This is a genomic window from Streptomyces lacaronensis, from assembly GCF_047337785.1.
Lineage (GTDB): Bacteria > Actinomycetota > Actinomycetes > Streptomycetales > Streptomycetaceae > Streptomyces > Streptomyces lycopersici.
On the sequence record NZ_JBLHDK010000003.1, the window covers coordinates 11,101,015 to 11,124,078 of the forward strand.

The window sequence follows — 23,064 nt, forward strand, 5'->3', positions numbered from 1 at the left end:
TTGGGAAAGCGCGATGAGCAACGAAGACAAACTCCGGGATTACCTCAAGCGAGTCATTGCCGAACTTCACCAGACGCGTCAGCGCCTCCAGGAGGCGGAGTCGGCGGACCACGAGCCGATCGCGATCGTGGCGATGAGCTGCCGCTACCCGGGCGGGCTGCGTTCGCCGGAGGAGCTGTGGCGGTCGGTGGCCGCCGGCGAGGACGCCATCTCGGGCTTCCCTGAGGACCGCGGCTGGGACGTGGAGGGGCTGTACGACGCCGACCCCGGCGCGGTCGGCAAGAGCTATGCGCGCGAGGGCGGATTTCTGCACGGCGCCGGTGAATTCGACCCGGCCTTCTTCGGGATGTCCCCGCGTGAGGCGCTCGCGACCGACCCCCAGCAGCGGCTGCTCCTGGAGACGGCTTGGGAGGCGTTCGAGCGGGCCGGTATCGACCCGGAGTCGGTGCGGGGCAGCAGGACCGGTGTCTTCACCGGTGTGATGTACCACGACTACGGCACCGGTCTGACCTCGCTGCCCGCAGGTGTGGAGGGCTACCTGGGCAACGGCACCGCGGGCAGCATCGCCTCCGGCCGGGTGGCCTACACCCTCGGCCTCGAGGGCCCGGCGGTCACCGTCGACACGGCGTGCTCCTCGTCCCTGGTGGCGCTGCACTGGGCCGGTCAAGCCCTGCGGCGCCAGGAGTGCACACTCGCCCTCGCGGGTGGCGTCACGGTGATGTCCACCCCCGGGACCTTTGTGGAGTTCAGCCGTCAGCGCGGGCTGGCGCCGGACGGCCGGTGCAAGCCGTTCGCGGCGGCCGCCGATGGCACGGGCTGGGGTGAGGGTGTGGGCATGCTGCTGCTGGAGCGGCTGTCGGACGCGCGCCGCAACGGCCACCCGGTGCTGGCGGTGGTACGCGGCTCCGCCATCAACCAGGACGGTGCGAGCAACGGCCTCACCGCGCCGAACGGACCGTCCCAGCAGCGGGTCATCCGCCAGGCCCTGGCCGACGCCAAACTCTCCGCCAAGCAGGTGGACGTCGTCGAGGCGCATGGCACGGGTACGACGCTGGGCGACCCGATCGAGGCGCAGGCGCTGCTGGCCACGTACGGGCAGGACCGGCCCGACGAGCGGCCGCTGTGGCTGGGCTCCATCAAGTCCAACATCGGCCATACGCAGGCGGCGGCGGGCGTGGCCGGAGTGATCAAGATGGTGCAGGCGATGCGGCACGGGCTGCTGCCGCGGACGCTGCACGTCGACGAGCCATCGCCCCATGTGGACTGGTCGGCGGGCGGGGTGAGGCTGCTCACCGAGGCCACGCCGTGGCCGGAGGGCGCCGAGCCCCGTCGGGCGGGTGTCTCGTCTTTCGGGATCAGCGGCACCAACGCACACATCATCCTGGAGCAGGAGCCTCCGGCCGACCCGGAGGGCGAAGCGCCGGAGGAGACGGGGCACCTGCCTTCCGGCATCGTGCCGTGGCTGGTCTCGGCGAAGTCCGAGAGCGCTCTGCGTGCCCAGGCCGAAGGGCTGCTCGCCCACCTCGGTGCTCGGGCGGAGGCAACCGCCACCGATGTCGGGTTCTCTTTGGCGACGACGCGTAGTGCCTTCGAGCATCGTGCGGTGGTGTTGGGGTCCGACCGTGCGGCTCTGGCCGAGGGCTTGGGTGCGGTGGCGGAGGGCCGGGATGTCTCCGGGCTGGTGCGGGGTGTGGTTGCGGGTGGTGATGGTCGTGCGGTGTTGGTGTTTCCGGGGCAGGGGTCGCAGTGGGTGGGGATGGCGGTGGGGCTGCTGGAGTCGTCTGCGGTGTTCGCGGAGCGGTTGGGTGAGTGTGCGGCGGCGTTGGGGCCGTTGGTGGAGTGGTCGTTGGTGGATGTGCTCGGCGATCCGGTGGCGTTGGAGCGGGTGGATGTGGTGCAGCCGGTGTTGTGGGCGGTGATGGTGTCGTTGGCTGAGCTGTGGCGTTCGTACGGTGTGGTGCCTGCGGCGGTGGTGGGGCATTCGCAGGGTGAGATTGCGGCGGCGTGTGTGGCGGGTGCGTTGTCGTTGGAGGATGCGGCGCGGGTGGTGGCGTTGCGGAGTAAGGCGCTGCGGGCGTTGTCGGGGCGTGGGGGCATGGTGTCGGTGTCGCTGCCGGTGGCGGAGGTACGGGATCGGCTTGGGGCATGGGGTGAGCGGTTGTCGGTGGCCGCGGTGAACGGGCCTTCGGCGGTTGTGGTCTCCGGCGATGCGGGCGCGTTGGACGAGCTGCTGGCCGAGTGTGAGGCGGAGGAGATCCGGGCGCGGCGCGTTCCGGTGGACTACGCCTCGCATTGTGCTCATGTGGAGGCCATTGAGGGCGAGTTGTCGCGGGAGCTTGCCGGGATCAGGCCTCGGCCGTCGTCGGTGCCGTTCTATTCGACGGTGACTGGTGGGGTGCTGGATGCGGCTGGGCTGGATGCCGGGTACTGGTATCGCAATCTTCGTCAGACGGTGCGTTTCGAGGAGACCGTCCGCGCTCTGCTGGCCGACGGTTTCCAGGTGTTTGTCGAGGCCAGTGCCCATCCGGTGCTCACGATGGGTGTCGAGGAGACGGCTGAGGAGCACGGCACCCGTGTCACCGCCGTCGGTTCGCTGCGCCGTGACGAGGGTGGCCTGAATCGCTTCCTGGCCTCCGTGGCCGAGGCGTATGTGGGTGGGGCCTCTGTCGACTGGGCTCGGACTTTCGCGGGGACGGGTGCGCGTCGCGTTGAGCTGCCCACGTATGCCTTCCAGCGGGAGCGGTACTGGCTGGAGTCCGCGGGTGCGGCCGTCAGCGAGGGTGCGGCGGCTGGGCTTGGTTTGGGTTCGGCTGATCATCCGTTGTTGGGTGCGGTGGTGGGGTTGGCGGGTGTGGATGGGGTGTTGTTGACGGGGCGGTTGTCGTTGGTTTCGCATGGTTGGTTGGCTGATCATGCGGTGTGGGGTGTGGTGGTGGTGCCGGGGGCGGCGTTGGTGGAGTTGGTGTTGCGTGCGGGTGATGGGGTGGGGTGTGGGTGGTTGGAGGAGTTGACGTTGGAGGCGCCGTTGGTGGTGCCGGAGCGTGGTGGGGTGCGGGTGCAGTTGTCGGTGGGTGTGCCGGATGGGGTGGGCCGGCGTGTGGTGGGTGTGTTTTCTCAGGTGGAGGATGAGGAGGAGGGGTCGTGGACGCGGCATGCGAGGGGGGTGTTGTCGGCTGATGTTCCGGTGGTGGTGGATGGGTTGAGTGTGTGGCCGCCTGTTGGTGCGGTGGCGGTGGATGTGGGTGGGGTGTATGAGCGGTTGGCTGGGGTGGGTTTGGAGTATGGGCCGGTGTTCCAGGGGGTGCGGGCCGCGTGGCGTCGTGGTGATGAGGTGTTCGCTGAGGTGGCGCTTGCGGAGGAACAGCGTGCTGAGGCGGGCCGCTTCGGTCTGCACCCGGCACTCCTCGACGCCGCCCTGCACACCGCGGCATTGGGAGGGGACGACTCGGAGCACGATTCCTCCCGTCCGGGCCCCGGACTACCGTTCGTCTGGAGCGGTGTGTCCCTGTACGCAACGGGCGCGGACACCCTGCGCGTACGGCTCGCTCCGGCCGGACCGGATGCCATCTCGCTCCTCGCCGCGGACACCACCGGGACGCCGGTGGCCTCGGTGGCATCGCTGGTGACCCGTGCGGTGACCCCCGAGCAGCTCCGCGCCGCGCGGAACGTGACGCATGACGCGCTGTTCCACACCACATGGCGTGAGGTTCCCGCCCAGCGTGAAGCCCCCGCGGCCACCGGGCAGTGGGCCTTGCTCGGGAGCGCGGCACCGCACCTTGACGCCTTGAGCGGCGCGGATGGCACCAGGTACTCGGAACTGGCGGATCTGATCCAGGCCATGGACGACGGCGCGGCCACCCCCGACACCGTTCTGGTCTCCTTCGAGGCCGACTCCGGAGCCCGGGCCGGCGATCCGAGCGAGGCACGGGGGATGGCCCATCGTGTCCTGGGTGTGGTGCAGGGGTGGTTGGGGGAGGAGCGGTTTGCCGGTTCGCGGTTGGTGGTGGTGACGCGGGGTGCGGTGGCGGCTGTGGAGGGTGAGGATGTGCTGGATGTGGCGGCGGCTGTGGTGTGGGGTTTGGTGCGGTCGGCGCAGGCTGAGCATCCGGATCGGTTCGTCTTGGTGGACGTGGATGAGGTACCGGTGTCGGCCGGTGTGCTTCAGGCGGTGCTGGGGTGGGGGGAGCCTCAGGTGGCCGTGCGGTCCGGGGAGGCTTTGGTGCCTCGGCTGTCGCGTGCTGTTGTTCCTGTTGGTTCTGTTGGGCGAGTTGGGTCGGGGTTTGTGTGGGATTCCGGGGGCACGGTGTTGGTGACCGGTGCCACGGGCACGCTGGGTGGTTTGGTGGTGCGGCATTTGGTGGCTGAGGGTGGGGTGCGGCATCTGGTGTTGGTCTCTCGGCGGGGCCGGGAGGCTGTTGGCGCGGTGGAGTTGGAGGCCGAGCTGGTGGGGCTGGGTGCGTCGGTGACCATGGTGGCCTGCGATGTGGCCGATCGTGAAGCGTTGGCGGGGGTGCTGGCGCGTATTCCGGCGGATCGTCCATTGCGTGGTGTGGTGCACGCGGCCGGTGTGCTGGACGACGGCGTCATCGAAACCCTGACTCCCGAGCGTCTCGACACGGTGCTCCGCCCCAAGGTCGATGCCGCCTTCCACCTGCACGAGCTGACCCGGGACCTGGACCTGGCGGCGTTCGCGATGTTCTCCTCAGCGGCCGGCACATTCGGCGGCGCCGGACAGGGCAACTACGCCGCGGCGAACGCCTACGTCGACGCCCTGGCGGCACACCGACGCGCGCTCGGACTGCCAGCCGTCTCGCTGGCCTGGGGGTTCTGGGCAGAGCGCAGTGGAATGACGGGCCACCTGGCCGACGAGGACGTACGGCGCATGCGGCGCGGCGGCATCGCCCCGCTGACGTCGGAAGAGGGCCTTGAACTGTTCGACGTTTCCGGGACCATGGCGCAGCCCGTCCTGCTGCCCATACGCCTGGACCTCCCGGCGCTCCGCGCCCAGGCGGCGTCCGGTGCGGTGCCCGCCCTCCTCCGCGATCTGCTGTCGGTTCCCGCGCGTCGTACCGTACGGCCGTCCAGCGGTGGCGCGGGGCAGTCGGAACTGTGGCGGCGGCTTGCGCCCCTGCCAACCGACGAACAGGACGAGGTCCTGCTGAACCTGGTGTGCACCCACGTCGCCGAGGTGCTCGGACACGCGGGGGCGGGCTCCATCGAGGTGGAGCGTGCGTTCAAGGAGCTCGGGTTCGACTCGCTGACCGCCGTTGAGCTGCGCAATCGGCTGAACACGGCCACCGGATTGCGCCTGCCCGCCACTCTCGTCTTCGACTACCCCACGCCCGTGGTGATCGCCCGCCATCTGCGCTCCGAGCTGGTCGAGGCGCATCCGGGCGCCACCCTGTCGGCCTCTCCGTCCGGCGCCGCCGGTACGAGCACACTCGCCACCCAGGACGAGCCCATCGCGATCGTGGCGATGAGCTGCCGCTTCCCTGGTGGAGTGCGGACGCCGGAGCAGCTGTGGCAGCTCCTGGAGCGCGGCACGGACGCCATCTCCGCCTTCCCGGAAGACCGCGGCTGGGATGTGGAGGGCCTGTACGACCCGGACCCGGACGCCGCGGGGAAGAGCTACGCCCGCGAGGGCGGCTTCCTCTACGACGCGGGTGACTTCGATCCGGCGTTCTTCGGGATTTCACCGCGTGAGGCGCTGGCGATGGATCCGCAGCAGCGGCTGTTGCTGGAGACGTCGTGGGAGGCGCTGGAGCGGGCCGGTATCGACCCGGCGACCCTGCGTGGCAGCCAGACCGGGGTCTTCGCCGGTGTGATGCACCACGACTACGGGCTGTTGCAGGGCCCGGGCGGTGGCCCCGGCTCCCCCAGCGCGGGCAGCATCGTCTCCGGGCGGATCTCCTACACCTTCGGTTTCGAGGGCCCGGCGGTCACGGTGGACACCGCGTGTTCCTCGTCGCTGGTGGCGTTGCATCTGGCGACGCAGGCGCTGCGTCGGGGCGAGTGCTCGCTCGCGCTCGCGGGCGGTGTGACGGTGATGTCGACACCGGGTCTGTTCGTGGAGTTCAGCTGGCAGCGCGGGCTGTCGGCGGACGGGCGGTGCCGGCCCTTCGCGGGCGCGGCGGACGGCACCGGGTTCTCCGAGGGCGCGGGGGTGCTGCTGCTGGAGCGGCTGTCGGATGCGCGGCGAAACGGGCACCGGGTGCTGGCGGTGGTGCGTGGTTCCGCGGTGAACCAGGACGGTGCGAGCAATGGGCTGTCGGCGCCGAATGGTCCGTCGCAGCAGCGGGTGATCCGGGCGGCGTTGGAAAGCGCTCGGCTGTCGGCCGCTGAGGTGGACGTGGTGGAGGCGCACGGTACGGGTACCAGGCTCGGTGACCCGATCGAGGCGCAGGCGTTGCTCGCGACATACGGCCAGGAGCGGGTGGCCGAGGAGCGGCCGCTGTGGCTTGGCGCGATCAAGTCGAACATCGGCCATACGCAGGCGGCCGCGGGTGTCGCGGGTGTGATGAAGATGGTGCTGGCGATGCGGCACGGCCTACTGCCGAAGACGCTGCATGTCGATGAGCCGTCGCCGCATGTGGATTGGTCGGCGGGTGCGGTGGAGCTGCTGACGGATGCGGTGGAGTGGCCGGAGACGGACCGTCCCCGGCGTGCGGGTGTGTCGTCGTTCGGCATCAGTGGCACCAACGCACACGTCATCCTGGAGCAGGCGCCGGTGGTGCCGCCCGTCGCCGAATCCCCCGACGAGCCGGGAACGTCGACGCGATCGGTGGTGCCGTGGGTGGTCTCGGGACGGTCCGAACCCGCGCTGCGAGCGCAGGCGAGTCGGCTGGCGTCGTTCGCGGGGGAGCGGCCGGAGCTGCCGCTCATGGATGTGGCGCTGTCGTTGGCGACGACGCGTAGCGCGTTTGAGCGTCGTGCCGTGGTGCTGGCCGCCGACCGGGCTGGTCTTGTCGATGGCTTGGAGGCGCTGTCGATCGGCGATCCGGCGCCGGGTGTGGTTCAGGGTTCGGTGGTGCCGGGCAAGTTGGCGGTGTTGTTCTCGGGTCAGGGCAGTCAGCGGGTCGGGATGGGTCAGGGGCTGTATGAGGCGTTCCCGGTGTTCGCGGAGGCCTTCGATGAGGTGTGTGCGCGGTTCGATGGGGTGTTGGGGCGTTCGCTGGGGGAGGTGGTCCGTGGGGATGCGGAGGGGCTGGATGGGACCGGGTTTACGCAGTGTGGGTTGTTTGCGGTGGAGGTGGCGCTGTTCCGGTTGGTGGAGTCGTGGGGTGTGCGGCCGGACTTTGTGGCGGGGCATTCGATTGGTGAGTTGGTGGCGGCGTATGTGGCGGGTGTGTTGTCGCTCGAGGACGCGTGTGCTCTGGTGGCGGCTCGTGGGCGGTTGATGCAGGCGTTGCCCCCGGGTGGGGTGATGGTGTCGGTTCAGGCCGGCGAGGCGGATGTGCTGCCGCTGCTGGCCGGTCGTGAGGCCGAGGTGAGTGTGGCGGCGGTCAACGGTCCGCGCTCGACCGTGATTTCCGGTGTGGAGGAGGCGGTGACGGAGATTGTGGGGCTGCTGGAGGCCGAGGGGGTCAAGACGAAGCGGCTGCGGGTCTCGCATGCGTTCCACTCGCCGTTGATGGAGCCGATGCTGGCGGAGTTCCGGCGGGTGGCCGAGGGGCTGTCGTACGCGCCTCCGCGCATCCCCGTCGTGTCGAATGTGACGGGTCTGGTCGCGGATGCCGAGGCGCTGTGCTCGGCCGAGTACTGGGTACGGCACGTCCGCGAGACCGTGCGCTTCGCCGACGGCGTGAAGAGCCTGGCGGACCAGGGTGCCACCACCCATCTGGAGCTGGGCCCGGACGGAGTGCTGTCCGGGATGGGGCAGGAGTGCGCTCCTGACGCCACCTTCGCCCCGGCCCTGCGCACCGGTCGTGATGAGGCCGCCTCGCTGCTCGAAGCGCTGGCTCAGATCCATGTCCGGGGCCGCTTCGTGGACTGGGCGGCACTGCTCGCGCCGGCGCGCCCCCGGACCGTCGAGCTGCCCACGTATGCCTTCCAGCGGGAGCGGTACTGGCTGGAGTCGGCCGTGTCCACGGCGGATGTGGCCTCGGCGGGGCTCGGTTCAGCGGAGCATCCGCTGCTCGGCGCCGCGGTGACGCTGCCCGACTCCGACGGATGCCTGTTCACCGGCCGGCTGTCCGCGCGTACGCACGCCTGGCTGGCCGATCATGAGGTGCTGGGGGCGGTGATGCTGCCGGGCACGGCGTTCGTCGAGCTGGCGCTGCACGTGGGCGACCGCGTCGGATGCGCCCGGCTGGAGGAGCTGACGCTCGAGGCACCGCTGGTCCTGCCCGAGCACGGTGGCGTACAGGTGCGGGTGACCGTCTCGGACGCCGATGACTCGGGGCGCCGGGCGCTGACCGTGCACTCGCGCGAGGACGGCGGGGAGGGGCCGTGGCTCCGGCATGCGACGGGCAGTGTCGCGCCCGAGCCGCCCACCTCCGCTCGCGCCGCCCTCCCCGCCTCCGTATGGCCGCCACAGGACGCCGAACCCGTGGCGCTGGACGGGCACTACGAGCGGCTTGCCGAGACGGGGCTGCGGTACGGGCCGGTGTTCCAGGGGCTGCGTGGCGTGTGGCGGCGCGGGACAGAGGTGTTCGCCGAGGTCGCGCTGCCCGACGAGGCGGAGCAGGACCCGCGCCGCTTCGGCCTCCACCCGGCCTTGCTGGACGCCGCCCTGCACGCCGTGGGCGCCGCGGCCACCGGTGTGTCGCGGGCCATCGGAGCCTCGGACGCCACCGCCGCGTCGGAGGAGATCCGGCTGCCGTTCTCATGGAGCGGGGTGTCGGTGTACGCGGCGGGCGCCGCCACGCTGCGCGTACGCCTCACCCGCACCGGACCCGATGGCATGGCGCTGTCGATGGAGGTGACGGACGGGACCGGTGCGCCGGTGGCCACGGTGGACTCGCTGGCGACGCGCCCCGTCTCCCCGGAGCAGGTCAACGCGGCGCGCGGGGCGGTGCACCAGTCCCTCTTCCGGCTGAACTGGAGCGTTCTGCCGGGCGCCGAGGCTTCGGTGAACAGCTCCGTGGCCGAGGTGGCGCCGCTGGACGGCGCCGACTGGCCCGACATCGCGGCGTTCGGTGAGGCGGTCGGCGCCGAAGGGGCCGTGCCTCCGGTGGTGGCGTGTGTGGTCCCATCCGTGACCGCCGCCGACGCCGATGGGATACGGGACGTGATCCATCGGGCGCTGGAGCTGGTGCGGGGATGGCTGGCCGAGGAGCGGTTCGCCGGATCGCGACTGGTGATCGCCACGCATGGCGCTGTGACCGTCGAGGACGATGAGGGCGGCCAGAACGACAAGGCCGTGGTGGATCCCGTGGTGGATCTCGCGGCGGCCGCCGTATGGGGTCTGGTACGGACCGCGCAGACCGAGCACCCGGATCGGTTCGTCCTGGTCGACCTGGACGGTGGGGATCGGGCACCGGAGCACGAGTCCGGGCGTCGGCCACTGCCCGCCAAGACCCTCTCCCTGCTGTCCGCGGCGGTGGCGAGTGGCGAACCCCAGGTGGCCGTGCGCGGCGGGCGGCTGCTGGCACCCCGCCTGGGCCGGGTACGAACCCCGGGGACCACCCCGACCACCCCGACCCCCGAGACCGCCCCGACCACCCGAGCTGCCACTCACTCGGCGCTGTGGGACGTGGCGGGCACGGTCCTGGTGACCGGCGCCACCGGCACGCTGGGCGGGCTGGTCGCCCGCCATCTCGTGGCCGAGCGCGGCGTACGCCATCTGCTGCTGGTGAGCCGTCGCGGCGCGGATGCCCCCGGCGCCCGCGCGCTGGAGGACGAGCTGGTGGCGGCGGGCGCGTCGGTCAGCTGGGCCGCCTGCGACGTGGCCGACCGGGACGCCCTGACCGCCGCCGTGAAGGGCGTCTCCGATCCACATCCGCTGCGCGGAGTGGTCCACACGGCCGGGGTGCTCGACGACGGCGTCATCGCATCGCTGACACCGGAGCGCGTGGACGCGGTGCTGCGCCCGAAGATGGACGCGGCCCTTGCCCTGCACGAAGTGACCGAGGCGATGGGCCTGTCGGCGTTCGTCGTGTTCTCCTCGGCCGCCGGGACCTTCGGCACCGCCGGACAGGCCAACTACGCGGCAGCCAACGCCTTCCTCGACGCCCTGATACGGCGCCGTCGAGCCTTGGGGCTGCCCGGCCTGTCCCTCGCCTGGGGCTTGTGGGACGAGCGCGACGGAATGGCCGGCGGGCTGGCCGAGGCGGATCTGCGGCGTATGGGCCGGGCCGGAGTGGACGGCCTGTCGCCGGAGGAGGGCCTGGCCCTGTTCGACGCGGGATGTGCCGGGGAACCGCCCGTGGTCATCCCGATGCGGCTGGACCCGGCCAAGGCGCGTGACGCCGACGGCGAAGTGCCCCACATCATGCGGGAGTTGGTGCGGCCTATGGCGCGCCGGGCTGCGGCGGAGGGCACCGAGGCCGCGGGTGACCTGCGGGAACGGCTCGCCGCAGCGTCGTCGGAGGACGGCGAACGCCTGGTGCTGGACCTGGTGCGGCGGTGCGTGGCCACCGTGCTCGGACACGGTGGGGCGGCCGCGGTGGAGCCGAGCCGTGCCTTCAAGGACTTCGGCTTCGACTCGCTGACGGCGGTGGAGCTGCGCAACCGCCTGGGCTCGGCCACCGGACTGCGCCTCACGGCCACGCTGGTGTTCGACTATCCGAACCCGATCGCCCTGGCCCGCCATCTCCACCAGGAGCTGACCGGTGGGGACGACGACGTACGTCCCGCCCAGCCAGCCCTGCCCACCGGCAAGGCGGACACGGGTGACGACCTGGTGGCGATCGTCGGCATGGCCTGCCGATTCCCCGGTGGCGCCCGGTCCCCGGAAGAGCTGTGGCGGCTGCTCGCGGCGGGCGACGAAGCCATTTCCGGCTTCCCCGGCAACCGTGGCTGGGATGTGGCGGGGCTGTACGACCCCGACCCGGAGGCGGACGGCAAGAGCTATGCGCGTGAGGGCGGCTTCCTGCACACCGCCGGCGAGTTCGACCCGGCGTTCTTCGGTATCTCGCCACGTGAGGCCCTGGCGATGGACCCGCAGCAGAGGCTGCTGCTGGAGACGTCATGGGAGGCGTTCGAGCGGGCCGGAATCGACGCGACGACCCTTCGGGGCAGCGCGACCGGTGTCTTCGCGGGTCTGATGTACCACGACTACGGCTCCCAGCTCCGGAGTGTCCCCGAGGGCGCCGAGGGCTACCTCGCCACGGGCGGCTCCGGAAGCATCGCATCGGGACGGGTCGCCTACACCTTCGGTCTCGAGGGCCCGGCCGTGACCATCGACACCGCATGCTCGTCGTCGCTGGTGGCCCTGCACTTGGCGGCGCAGGCGCTGCGCCAGGGCGAGTGCTCGCTGGCGCTGGCGGGCGGAGTGGCGGTGATGTCCACCCCCGCCACCTTCGTGGAGTTCAGCCGTCAGCGCGGGCTGGCGCCGGACGGCCGGTGCAAGCCGTTCGCGGCGGCCGCCGACGGCACGGGCTGGGGTGAGGGTGTGGGCATGCTGCTGCTGGAGCGGCTGTCGGACGCGCGCCGCAACGGCCACCAGGTGCTGGCGGTGGTACGCGGCTCCGCCGTCAACCAGGACGGTGCGAGCAACGGCCTCACCGCGCCCAACGGCCCCTCGCAGCAGCGGGTGATCCGGGCGGCGCTGGCGAACGCGCGGCTGTCGGCGGCCGAGGTGGACGCGGTGGAGGCGCACGGTACGGGTACGACGCTGGGCGATCCGATCGAGGCGCAGGCGCTGTTGGCCACGTACGGCCGTGAACGCACCGATGACCAGCCCCTGTGGCTCGGCTCGATCAAGTCCAACATCGGACACACCCAGGCCGCGGCCGGTGTCGCGGGCATCATGAAGATGGTGCTCGCCATGCGGCACGGTCTGCTGCCACAGACGCTGGGCGTGGACGCACCGTCGACACACATCGACTGGACGGCGGGAGCCGTCGAACTGCTCACCGAGGCCAGGCCCTGGCCCGAGACCGGCCGCCCACGCCGGGCGGGCGTCTCCTCCTTCGGCCTCAGCGGCACCAACGCGCACATCATCCTCGAGCAGGCGCCATCGGCCGAGAGCGAAAACTCCGAGAAGAGCGGGGAGTCGCCGCTCGCTGTGGTGCCATGGGTGCTGTCGGCGAAGTCCAATGCCGGTGTGCGTGAACAGGGCGGGCGACTGCTCTCGCTCGTGGCCGGGGAGACCGGCCCGGCGGTGACGGACATCGGCCTGTCACTGGTCACCACGCGCGCGGCGTTCGAGCGGCGGGCGGTGGTGCTGGGCGGTGACCGTACCGCGCTCGTCAGCGGCCTGACCGCGCTGGCCGAGGGCCGCGAGGCGTCGGGTGTGGTGCGAGGGGCCGTGGTCGGCTCCGATGCCCGTGCGGCCTTTGTCTTCCCTGGTCAGGGGTCGCAGTGGGTGGGGATGGCGGCGGGGTTGTTGGAGTCGTCTCCGGTGTTCGCGGGGCGGGTCGGGGAGTGTGCGGCGGCGTTGGCGCCGTTTGTGGAGTGGTCGCTCGGGGATGTGTTGCGGGGTGGTGAGGGTGCTGCGGTGGCGTTGGAGCGGGTGGATGTGGTGCAGCCTGCTCTGTTCGCGGTGATGGTGTCGTTGGCGGAGCTGTGGCGTTCGTATGGGGTGGAGCCTGCGGCGGTCATCGGTCATTCGCAGGGTGAGATCGCGGCGGCGTGTGTGGCGGGTGCGTTGTCGTTGGAGGACGCGGCGCGGGTGGTGGCGTTGCGGAGTAGGGCGTTGCGGGCGTTGTCGGGGATGGGGGGGATGGTGTCGGTGTCGTTGCCGGTGGGGGAGGTGCGGGAGCGGCTGGGCCGGTGGGGTGAGCGGTTGGCGGTGGCGGCGGTGAACGGTCCGTCTGCGGTCGTGGTGTCCGGTGACGCGGACGCGCTGGACGAGCTGCTGGCGGCGTGCGAGGCGGACGGGGTCCGGGCGCGTCGCATCCCCGTGGACTACGCCTCGCACTGCGCCCATGTCGAGGCCATCGAAGGCGAGTTGCTGCGGGAACTCGCGGGGATCGCTCCCCGGGCCTCGTCGGTGCCGTTCTACTCCACGGTCACCGCGGGTGTGCTGGACACCACGGGGCTGGATGCCGGGTACTGGTACCGGAATCTGCGTCAGACGGTGCGCTTCGACGAGACCGTCCGCGCCCTGCTCGCCGATGGTCTCCAGGTATTCATCGAGGCCAGCGCCCATCCGGTGCTCACGATGGGTGTCGAGCAGACCGCTGAGGACCATGGCACCCGGGTCACCGCGGTCGGTTCGCTGCGCCGCGACGAAGGCGGTCCGGAGCGATTCCTGACCTCCCTGGCCGAGGCGTACGTGGGCGGCGCTTCCGTCGACTGGGCGGGGATGTTCGCGGGGACGGGCGCGCGGCGCGTCGATCTGCCGACGTACGCCTTCCAGCGTACCCACTTCTGGCTGGAGTCCGAGGCCATCGACGCCGGTGGTGATGTGGCGTCGGTGGGGCTGGACTCGGCGGGGCATCCGTTGCTGGGGGCCGCCGTGCCGCTGCCCGACTCCGATGGGTTCCTGCTGACCGGCCGGCTCTCGCTCCGTACCCACCCCTGGCTCGCCGACCACGCGGTGGCGGATGTCACGCTGCTGCCTGGCACGGCCTTCGTGGAGTTGCTGATGCGGGCCGGTGACGCGGTCGGCTGCGACCGGGTGGACGAACTGACCCTGGGAGCACCACTGGTGCTGCCAGAGCGGGACACGGTCCGGCTGCAGGTCGCCGTCGGCGGTCCCGACGAGGCGGGGCGGCGCTCGGTCGGTGTGTACGCACAGACGGAGGACGGCCCCTGGACACAGCACGCCACCGGTGTGCTCGGCAGCGGCGGCACCTCGGCGGCGGCCGATCGTGCCGCCGGGCCCGAGGCATGGCCTCCGACAGGTGCGGAGGCGGTGGATGTCGGCGGGCTTTATGAACGGTTCGCACGGACCGGGCTGGGCTACGGGCCGTCCTTCCAGGGGCTGCGCGCCGTCTGGCGCAGGGGCGACGAGGTCTTCGCCGAGGTCCGCTTGGCGGAGGAGGCACGGCAGGACGCCGAGCGCTTCGGCCTCCACCCGGCCCTGCTGGACGCCGCGTTGCACGCGATGGCGTTCGGCGGCTTCGTCCGCCTCCCCGAGCCCGATGGCAACGTCCGACGGGACGAGGGGTCCGGCACCGGACGGGTCCGGCTTCCCTTCGCCTGGAGCGGCGTGGCGCTGCAGGCCACCGGCGCGTCCGCGCTGCGGGTGCGGCTGGCCCCGGCCGGGCCGGACGCGGTGTCGCTGACCGCGCTCGACGAGTCGGGGCGGCCGGTGGCCTCGGTGGATTCGCTCGTCACCCGCGCGGTCGCCCGCGACCAGCTGGGTGCGGCGCATGGCGCCTTCCACGAGTCGCTCTTCGGCCTGGAGTGGACGGCGCCCGCGGTGGTGTCCCCGCCGGCCGGCGCTTCCGGCCGTTGGGCCATGCTCGCCGAGGGCGACACGGGGCTGTCGGCGGCGCTGAAGTCGGCGGGCACGGCCGGTGCCCTGGCCGAGACGTATGCGGATCTGTCCGCTCTGGGAGAGGCCATCGAGGAGGGGCGAACGGCGCCGGATCTGGTGTTCGTCTTCCTGATCTCCCCGTCCTCCCCGACCCACTTCTCCTCTCCGTCCTCGCCCTCTCCGACCGCCGAGGCGGTCCGTGCCGCGGCGCACCGGGCGCTCGCGCTGGTGCAGTCGTGGGCGGCCGATGAGCGGTTCGGACGGTCCCGGCTGGTGCTGGTCACCCGTGGGGCGGTCGGTGTCCGGCCCGGGGAGCCGGTGGCCGATCCGGCCTGCGCGGCGGTGTGGGGGCTGGTGAGGTCGGCGCAGTCGGAGAACCCCGACCGGTTCCTGCTGCTCGACCTGGACGACCAGGAGGCGTCGTACGCCGCCCTGCCACAGGCCCTGTCGGGCGACGAGCCGCAGATGGCGGTGCGCGGTGGCGCGGTGCTGGTGCCACGACTCGCCCGGGTCCCCGCGGCCGGCCCGGCCACGTCCACGTCGGCCGGGGAGCGGGAGGGGGAGCCTGCGGCCACCCCGCTGTGGGACCCGGAGGGGACGGTCCTCATCACCGGCGCCACGGGGGTGCTGGGCTCCCTGGTGGCGCGTCACCTGGTGGCTGAGCACGGCGTACGCCATCTGCTGCTGACCAGCCGCCGGGGCGGCGAGGCCACGGGCGCCGCCGAGCTGGTGGCCGAGCTGACCGCGTCGGGGGCTTCGGTGTCCATGGCCGCCTGCGACACGGCCGACCGCGCCGCGCTGGCGCGGCTGCTGGGCACCGTACCGGCCGAGCATCCGCTGACCGGGGTGGTGCACGCGGCCGGTGTGCTCGACGACGGAGTGATCGGGTCGCTGACCCCGGAGCGCGTCGATACGGTGCTGCGGCCCAAGGCCGATGCCGCCATCAACCTCCATGAGCTGACGGAGGGCCTGCCGCTGTCCACGTTTGTGCTGTTCTCCTCGGCGGCGGGCGTATTCGGTGGCAGTGGCCAGGCCAACTACGCCGCGGCCAACGCGTTCCTGGACGCGCTGGCGCAGCGGCGCAGGGCGCGGGGGCTGCCGGCCGTCTCCCTGGCCTGGGGGCTGTGGGCCGAACGCAGCGCCATGACGGGGCACATGGACGACAGCGACGTCGAACGGCTCAACCGCGCGGGAGTGACCGCACTGTCGTCCGAGGAGGGTCTGGCGCTCTTCGACGCGGCGACGGCGCGAGCGCATGCTCTCGCCCTGGCCGGGGACCCCGGCCAGGGCGAGAGCACCGATGCGAGCGGCGGCGGCCAGCCGGAAAGCGTCACTGACGTGCGCCCGGAAAGCACCACCGATGCGCACCCGCTCCTGGTACCCATGCGGCTCGACATCGCCGCCCTACGAGTCCAGGCCGCCTCCCTCGGTGTCCCGCATCTGCTGCGCGGACTGGTCCGGGTCCCGGCCCGCCGCGCCGCCCATAACGCCGCCTCCGGGTCCGGTTCCGGCTCCGGTTCCGGTTCCGGGGGAGTGGAGCCGATCGGGCAGCGCCTGAACGGGCTGTCGGCCAGGGAGCAGACCCAGCTCCTGACCGAACTGGTGCGCACCCATGCCGCCACCGTGCTCGGCCATGACTCACCGGACCTGGTGGAGGACGACCACGCCTTCCTCGAACTGGGCATCACCTCGCTCACCGCCGTGGAGATCCGCAACCGGCTCAACCTCGCCACGGGTCTCAACCTGCCCGCCACACTGCTCTTCGACCACACCACACCCGGGGCGCTCGCCGCCCACCTGCGCGCCCAACTGGTCCCCGGCGCCCCGGACTCCGCGCCCCAGAGCGAAGCGTCGGCCAAGGGAACCGCACATCAGGTCACGAGTGCCGGGGCGGCCAATGCCACGACCGGATCGACGATCGAGGCGCTGTACCGGCAGGCGTGCGCCGATGAACAGTACGTGGCGGGCACCCAGTTGCTCATGGCCGCGGCCCGGCTGCGCCCGTCGTTCCGTACGGCGGCGGAGCTGACCACACCCCCCAAGCTGGTGCGACTCTCCAAGGGCAGTACGGCGCCGGGGCTGGTGTGTTTCCCGTCGCTGGTCGCCATCTCGGGGCCGCGTGAGTACGCCCGCTTCGCGGCCGGGTTCCGGGGGCGCCGCGATGTCTCCGTGCTGCCCGAGCCGGGCTTCGGCAAGGGGGAGTTGCTTCCGGCGAGCGTCGACGCCGTCGTGGAGATGCAGGCGGAGGCGGTACTGCGCTGTGTCGGGGAGAAGCCGTTCGTGCTCGTCGGACGCTCGTCCGGCGGCTGGATCGCCCAGGCGGTGGCCGGGTGGCTGGAGGCGCGTGGCAGCGCGCCCGCGGCGGTCGTCCTGCTGGACACCTATCTGCCGCGCAGCGAGGCGTTGCCGTGGATCCAGACGAATCTTTCCGGCAAGATGTTCGACCGGGAAAAGATGTTCGGCGTGGTGGACGAGGGCAGGCTGACCGCGATGGGCGGCTATCTGCGCCTCTTCTCCGACTGGGGGCCGACGCCGATCGGCGCGCCGATTCTCACGGTGAAGGCGGAGGAATCCTTTCCGGGATCCGGGGAGGCGAACGACGAGGAATCCGCATGGGGCGCCACGCTCACTCGTATCGACGTTCCCGGCGACCACTTCACCATGATGGAGGATTTCGCCGGCGTGGCCGCCGAAGCAGTCCTCAACTGGCTTGCGGAGAACGTGTGATTCGCATTGCCTGACATCCTGATAGGCTCGCGTTCATTCGAAGCGCGAAAGAAAAACGGGGAAGGCGCTCGCGGATTTCTGATGTCGCCGAAGACCTTTCCACTACTGCGGGAGGAAACATCATGACGTCCAATGTCAGCGCGGTCGGTGAGCGGGTCGGCGAGTTCTACGACCAGCTGGTGGGCATGTTCGACGCCTCGCTGTACGGCCCGAACATCCATGTCGGCTACTGGAACAGCCAGGAGGACAGCACCACCCTGGCGGACGCCGCCGACCGGCTCACCGACATGATGATCGCGCGGCTGCGCATCGGTGCCGGCTCCCGGGTCCTGGACATCGGCTGCGGCTTCGGCGGGCCCGCGATCAGGCTCGCGCAGAAGACGGGTGCCGAGGTGGTGGGCATCAGCGTCAGCCGTAAGCAGGTCGAGAAGGCCAATGAGCTGGCCGAGGCCGCCGGGGTGAGCGGCAAGGTCACCTTCCAGTACGGCGACGCGATGGATCTGGCCTTCGACGACGCCTCATTCGACGCCATCTGGATGCTGGAATCCGTGATGCAGATGCCCGACCGCACGGCGGCGCTCGCGGAGGCCGCCCGGGTCCTGCGCCCCGGCGGGCGGCTGGCGCTCACCGACAACTACGAGCGCGAGGAGATATCCGAGGAGCGGCGGCCGGTCATCGAGAACATTCTCCAGCGGTACCTCACCCAGCCGCCCGCGTCGTTCGAGACATACCCGGCGATGCTGCGTCAGGCCGGGCTGCGCTGTACGGAACTGCTCGACGTCAGCGAAAGCACCACCAAGCAGTCGGTCCGGCGGCTCGGTGAGGCCATGGCCCAGAACATGGAGCAGCTGGCGTCCAAGGTCGACCCGGAGGTCTTCAACAAGTTGAAGCCCGCCGAGGGCGAGAACATGGAAATGCCCGAGCTGGGTTATCTGATCGCCACCGCGCGGCGGCCCGAATCCGCGTAAGTCCTCGGCGCCGGAATTTCCCGGTTCTCGTCAGGGAGTCATTCAGGGGCGGGGCGGCACATTCGACCCGCCCCTCGGCGCGGCAGGGCCGCGACGGACCGCCGGGGCCACGCGGGACGGACGTCGCGTCGCCCCTGGCGTCGCCTACCGTGGGAGGCAGCCGGAGAACCAGGAGGCGAGCAAGATGACCAGCGCACCGGACTCCGTCCCGCTGCCCTCGGGGGAGCGGATCCCGCTGCTCGGCCAGGGCACCTGGCGCATCGGTGACCACGCCCGGCGCCGCGCCGATGAGATCGCGGCGCTGCGGCGTGGTCTCGACCTCGGTATGACCGTCGTGGACACGGCCGAGATGTACGGCAGCGGCGCCTCCGAGGAACTCGTCGGAGAGGCGATCGCCGGCCGCCGCGATGAGGTGTTCCTGGTCAGCAAGGTGCTGCCCGGCCACGCCGACCGCAGTGGCACCATCGCGGCCTGCGAGGACAGCCTGCGGCGGCTCGGCACGGACCGGCTGGATCTGTATCTGCTGCACTGGCGGGGGCGGATCCCGCTGGAGGAGACCCTCGAAGCCTTCACCGAACTCACCGAGAGCGGCAAGATCCGCCACTGGGGTGTGAGCAACTTCGACACCTCTGACATGACGGATCTCGTCTCCTTCCCCGGTGGCGACGGCGCCGCCGTGAACCAGGTGCTCTACAACCTCACCCGGCGCGGTGTGGAGTACGACCTCATGCCCTGGTGCCACCGGCGCGACATCCCGCTGATGGCCTATTCGCCCATCGAGCAGGGACGCCTGCCGCGCACCGGCGCGCTGCGGGAGGTCGCACGGGCCCATGACGCGACCCCCGCGCAGGTGATGCTGGCGTGGGTGCTCCGACAGGGGGTGATGGCGATCCCCAAGGCCGGGCGGGTCGACCATGTCGAGGAGAACCGCGCCGCGCTGGATCTCGAGCTGACGTCGGAGGACCTGGCCGCGCTGGACCGCGCCTTCCCACCGCCCACGGGCGCCGTGCCCCTCGATGTCCTTTGAGGCAGTTGCCGGACGACTGAGTCCGTTGTCAGAGGCCCGCGCTACCTTGCCGCCATGACGGAATTCGTACTGGTGGCGGGTGCGTGGCTGGGGTCGTGGGCATGGGACGGGGTGGTGCCGGAGCTACGGGCGGCCGGACACGGCGCCCATGCCCTCACGCTGTCCGGACTCGCCGACAAGCAGGGTGTGCCGGCCGGACAGCAGACCCACGTCCAGGACATCGTCGGCGAGATCGAGCGGCTCGAGCTGCGCGATGTGGTCCTGGTCGGGCACAGCTATTCGGGCATCCCGGTCGGCCAGGCCGCCGAGCGCATCGGCGACCGGCTGGCCCATGTGGTGTTCGTGGACTCCAACGTTCCGGTGGACGGTGAGTCGTTCCTGTCGGCGGGGCCCAGCGGCCGGGCCACGGTGGAGGCGTCGATGGCCGCGAACGACGGCTTCTGGGCGCCCCTGACCGAGGCCGACTGCCAGGGCCAGGGGCTCACCGATGAGCAGATCGCGCGGATGGTGGCCGGTGCCACGCCGCATCCGGGCGCCACGCTCTCCGAGCCTGCCGTGCTGGCGCGCCCGCTCGGCGGGCTTCCGGCCACGTACATCAAGTGCCTGCTCGACGGCGACGAGCCGATGGGCGACGTGGCCGAGCTGCTGAAGAGCGAGCACTGGCGGCTGGTCGAGATGGACACCGGCCACTGGCCGATGTTCTCCCAGCCGTGTGAGCTCGCCCGGATACTGCTCGGCTGCGCTGGGGCATCGTGACCCCGCACCACGCCTGAGCGGCGATGGCACACGGCGGGCCACGCCGTGTGCCATCGCACCGCCGGAGCGGTCACTCGCAGCCGTACCGCCAGTTCCACCCCACGAAGGTGTGCCGCAGCTCCACATCGAAGCGGCAGCTCGCCGTCCCATCCGCCTTCAACTGGACATACGAGTGGTGGGTGTTGTCGTACCAGTCGCCGGTCGGGTCGAAGACCCCCTTGTACGCGAAGTCGGCGTGCGCCTCGGAGTTGACCTCGGCGCAGTCCGTGACGCAGTCGTCCTTCGCGTTCTGCGAGGTGAGAGACCAACCGGCGTCCCACGGCTCGCGGTTCCACTCCTGGGTGGCCGTGGTGGCGCCCGTGGTGATGCGCCCGTTCGCCGTATCCCATGAGGAGGCGGTGTACAGGCCCGTCATCCGGATGTTGCAGCAGTCGTACATCTCGTTCCAGCCACGCAGCTGATGGCCGGCGGCGGTGGCTGACGTGGTGGCGCTCCCGGCAGCGGTCGCGGTGCGGGCCGAGCGGGCCGACGCCGGGCCGTGCTGGACGGAGACCCGCTCCGGCTTGCAGTCGGCGCCAATGGTGATCTGTCCCGAAACGGCCTGGCCGGGAGCCGGAGCGGGGAGCTCGCCGGTCAGCCGGACACCGTCACAGGACTTCGGCGCCGGGTCGGACTCCTGTGCCGTCGCCACTGTCGTGCCGCCCAGGAGCGCCACCAGGGAGACGGCCGACACGGCCGCGATGCTTAACCGGCTGTTCACTTCTCACGCCCCTTGATCCGATGATCCATGCGATCCGAAACGGGCAGCGCGCCTCGGTGCGGACGCGCCGCCAGGTCACGCGGATGATCGTAACGGCGGCGGTACGCGGCAGCGGGGGAGTGGGAAAGGTTGGCAGGAAGGTGGCAGGGTGGCCGCCGCCCGGCCGCGTCCACGACACCACAGGCCACGGTTGGGGTAGACTGCCCGGGTCCTGTTGTCTCCGATAGAGGTGGACGTTGCGTATCTGAGGTTCGCGATCATCGCGCGGTACGGCACAAGCCGTAGCCCGTCACGCCGTAGTCGGCCTTCTTGCCGCCCGTGACCCGCGTGGATGCGACCTCGGTGCATACGCCGTCCCCCACCCTTCGGAGGGCCGCACCCCATTCCCCGGCTTGGTCGCCGCGTGGTGCTCGCATACGTAGCCCCTTGTTCACAGCGCTTACGAATGCGAGAACACCATGGCAGCATCCCCCACCCCCAGCGCCTCCGTGACCTGCTCGGCCGTGTCCTTCCAGTGGGCGGACGGCACGCCCGTCTTCGACGGACTCTCGCTCGGCATCGGGCGGGGCCGTACCGGCCTCGTGGGCACCAACGGCAGTGGCAAGTCCACCCTGCTGCGGTTGATCGCCGGCCGGTTGCGTCCCACCGAGGGGTCGGTGACCGTCGGCGGCAGCCTCGCCTACCTCCCGCAGAACATCACCCTCGACACCACCCTCCGTGTGGATCAGGCCCTGGGCATCGCCGAGCGGCGCGCCGCGCTGCGCGCCATCGAGGCCGGAGACGTCGACGAGGCCCACTTCGAGACCATCGGCGACGACTGGGACGTCGAGGAGCGGACTCTGGCGACACTGGGCTCGCTCGGGCTCGGCGATGTCGAACTGGACCGCACCGTCGGCCGACTGTCCGGCGGGGAGACCGTGCTGCTGCGCCTGGCCGCCCTGCTCCTGGAGCGCCCGGACGTCCTGCTGCTCGACGAACCCACCAACAACCTCGACCTGTTCGCGCGGCGCCGGCTCTACGACGCCGTGGACTCCTGGCGCTCCGGTGTGCTGGTCGTGGTCAGCCACGACCGGGAACTGCTGGAGCGGGTGGACCGCATCGCCGAACTGCGGTCCGGGTCGGTGACCTGGTACGGCGGCGGCTGGTCCGCCTACCAGGAGGCGCTGGCCACCCAGCAGGAGGCGGCCGCGCGCATGCTGCGGGCCGCCGAGGCGGATGTGCGGCGGCAAAAGCGCGAACTGGAGGAGACCCACATCAAACTGGCACGCCGTCAGCGGCAGAGCAAGAAGATGGACATCGAGCGGCGGGCCCCGAGAATCGTCGCCGGTGCCCGCAAGCGGGCCGCGCAGGAGTCGGCAGGCAAGCTCCGCGATCTGCACGAAGACCGCCTCCATGAGGCGCGCGAGCGGCGTGAGGAGGCCGCGGACGCGGTCCGCGACGACGCCGAGATCCGGGTGAGCCTGCCGCACACCGCCGTGCCCACGGGCCGCACCGTGCTCAGCCTGAGTGAACTGCGCCCCCAGTACGGCGCGTTGCGCGAGGCCACCCTCCATGTGCACGGGCCCGAACGCATCGCGCTGGTCGGGCGCAACGGAGCCGGTAAGACCACACTGCTGCGCACCCTCACCGGCGAACTCGCCCCGCTGTCGGGGGAGGCCAGGACGTACGTACCGCTGCGGTTCCTCCCCCAGCGGCTGGATGTCCTGGACGACGAGCTGAGCGTGGCGGCCAACGTGGCGAGCCGGGCGCCCGGTGTCACCGACAACCACATCCGCGCCCAGCTCGCGCGCTTCCTCTTCAAGGGCGCGCGTGCGGAGCAGCCGGCGGGGACCCTCTCCGGTGGGGAACGCTTCCGGGCCGCACTCGCGGCCACCATGCTCGCCGCACCGGCCCCGCAACTGCTGATGCTCGACGAGCCGACCAACAACCTCGACCTGGCAAGTGTGCGACAGCTGACGAGCGCGCTGGACTCCTACCAGGGCGCGCTCGTGGTCGCCAGCCACGATCTGCCGTTCCTGGAGTCCATCGGCATCACCTGGTGGCTTCTGGTCGGTGAGGAATTGCGGGACGTCGCCGCCGACGAGGTCCTGGAGGTGCTCGAGACGACATCCGCGGCAGGGGAAGTGACGGAGGCGGGCTGAGATCCGCACCCGGAATTCGCAAGAGCGAAATGAGGATCCGGTGTCCGCGCAGGTTAAGGCGCATTCAAGGTTGACTCATGCGCCTCGGCCTACCTTCGAAAACGATCTCGTTCGCACGAGATATATGAACGTTTAACGGGGGGAGGGAAGGGGCG

Annotated in this window: 6 protein-coding genes; 5 read left to right on the forward strand and 1 reads right to left on the reverse strand. The window is 71.2% G+C overall.

Annotated elements, in window-relative coordinates; translation table 11 throughout:
- Positions 1–55 precede the first annotated feature (55 nt).
- From ACMTAK_RS47785 to ACMTAK_RS47800, 4 genes are all read left to right on the forward strand, one after another.
- On the forward strand, positions 56–17,257 hold the full coding sequence (locus ACMTAK_RS47785; RefSeq protein WP_461773851.1) for a type I polyketide synthase: 17,202 nt from the start codon (positions 56–58) through the stop codon (positions 17,255–17,257).
- 122 nt (positions 17,258–17,379) lie between these two features.
- Positions 17,380–18,225, forward strand: coding sequence for an SAM-dependent methyltransferase (locus ACMTAK_RS47790; RefSeq protein WP_413811970.1), 846 nt, complete (start codon positions 17,380–17,382; stop codon positions 18,223–18,225).
- Between the two features lie 184 nt (positions 18,226–18,409).
- Positions 18,410–19,252: an aldo/keto reductase gene (locus tag ACMTAK_RS47795; RefSeq protein WP_413811971.1), complete on the forward strand. Its 843-nt coding sequence runs from the start codon at positions 18,410–18,412 to the stop codon at positions 19,250–19,252.
- A 54-nt stretch (positions 19,253–19,306) separates the two neighbouring features.
- Positions 19,307–20,008: an alpha/beta fold hydrolase gene (locus ACMTAK_RS47800; protein WP_413811972.1), complete on the forward strand. Its 702-nt coding sequence runs from the start codon at positions 19,307–19,309 to the stop codon at positions 20,006–20,008.
- Positions 20,009–20,078: 70 nt separating this feature from the next.
- On the opposite strand, the gene ACMTAK_RS47805 is transcribed toward ACMTAK_RS47800, so the two are convergent.
- Positions 20,079–20,768: a hypothetical protein gene (locus ACMTAK_RS47805; RefSeq protein ID WP_413811973.1), complete on the reverse strand. Its 690-nt coding sequence runs from the start codon at positions 20,766–20,768 to the stop codon at positions 20,079–20,081.
- 458 nt (positions 20,769–21,226) lie between these two features.
- Between ACMTAK_RS47805 and ACMTAK_RS52760 the strand changes: the two genes are divergently transcribed.
- Positions 21,227–22,909 (forward strand): ABC-F family ATP-binding cassette domain-containing protein, encoded by a 1,683-nt coding sequence (locus tag ACMTAK_RS52760; protein WP_461773836.1) that lies wholly within the window; start codon positions 21,227–21,229, stop codon positions 22,907–22,909.
- The last annotated feature ends 155 nt before the right edge of the window (positions 22,910–23,064 follow it).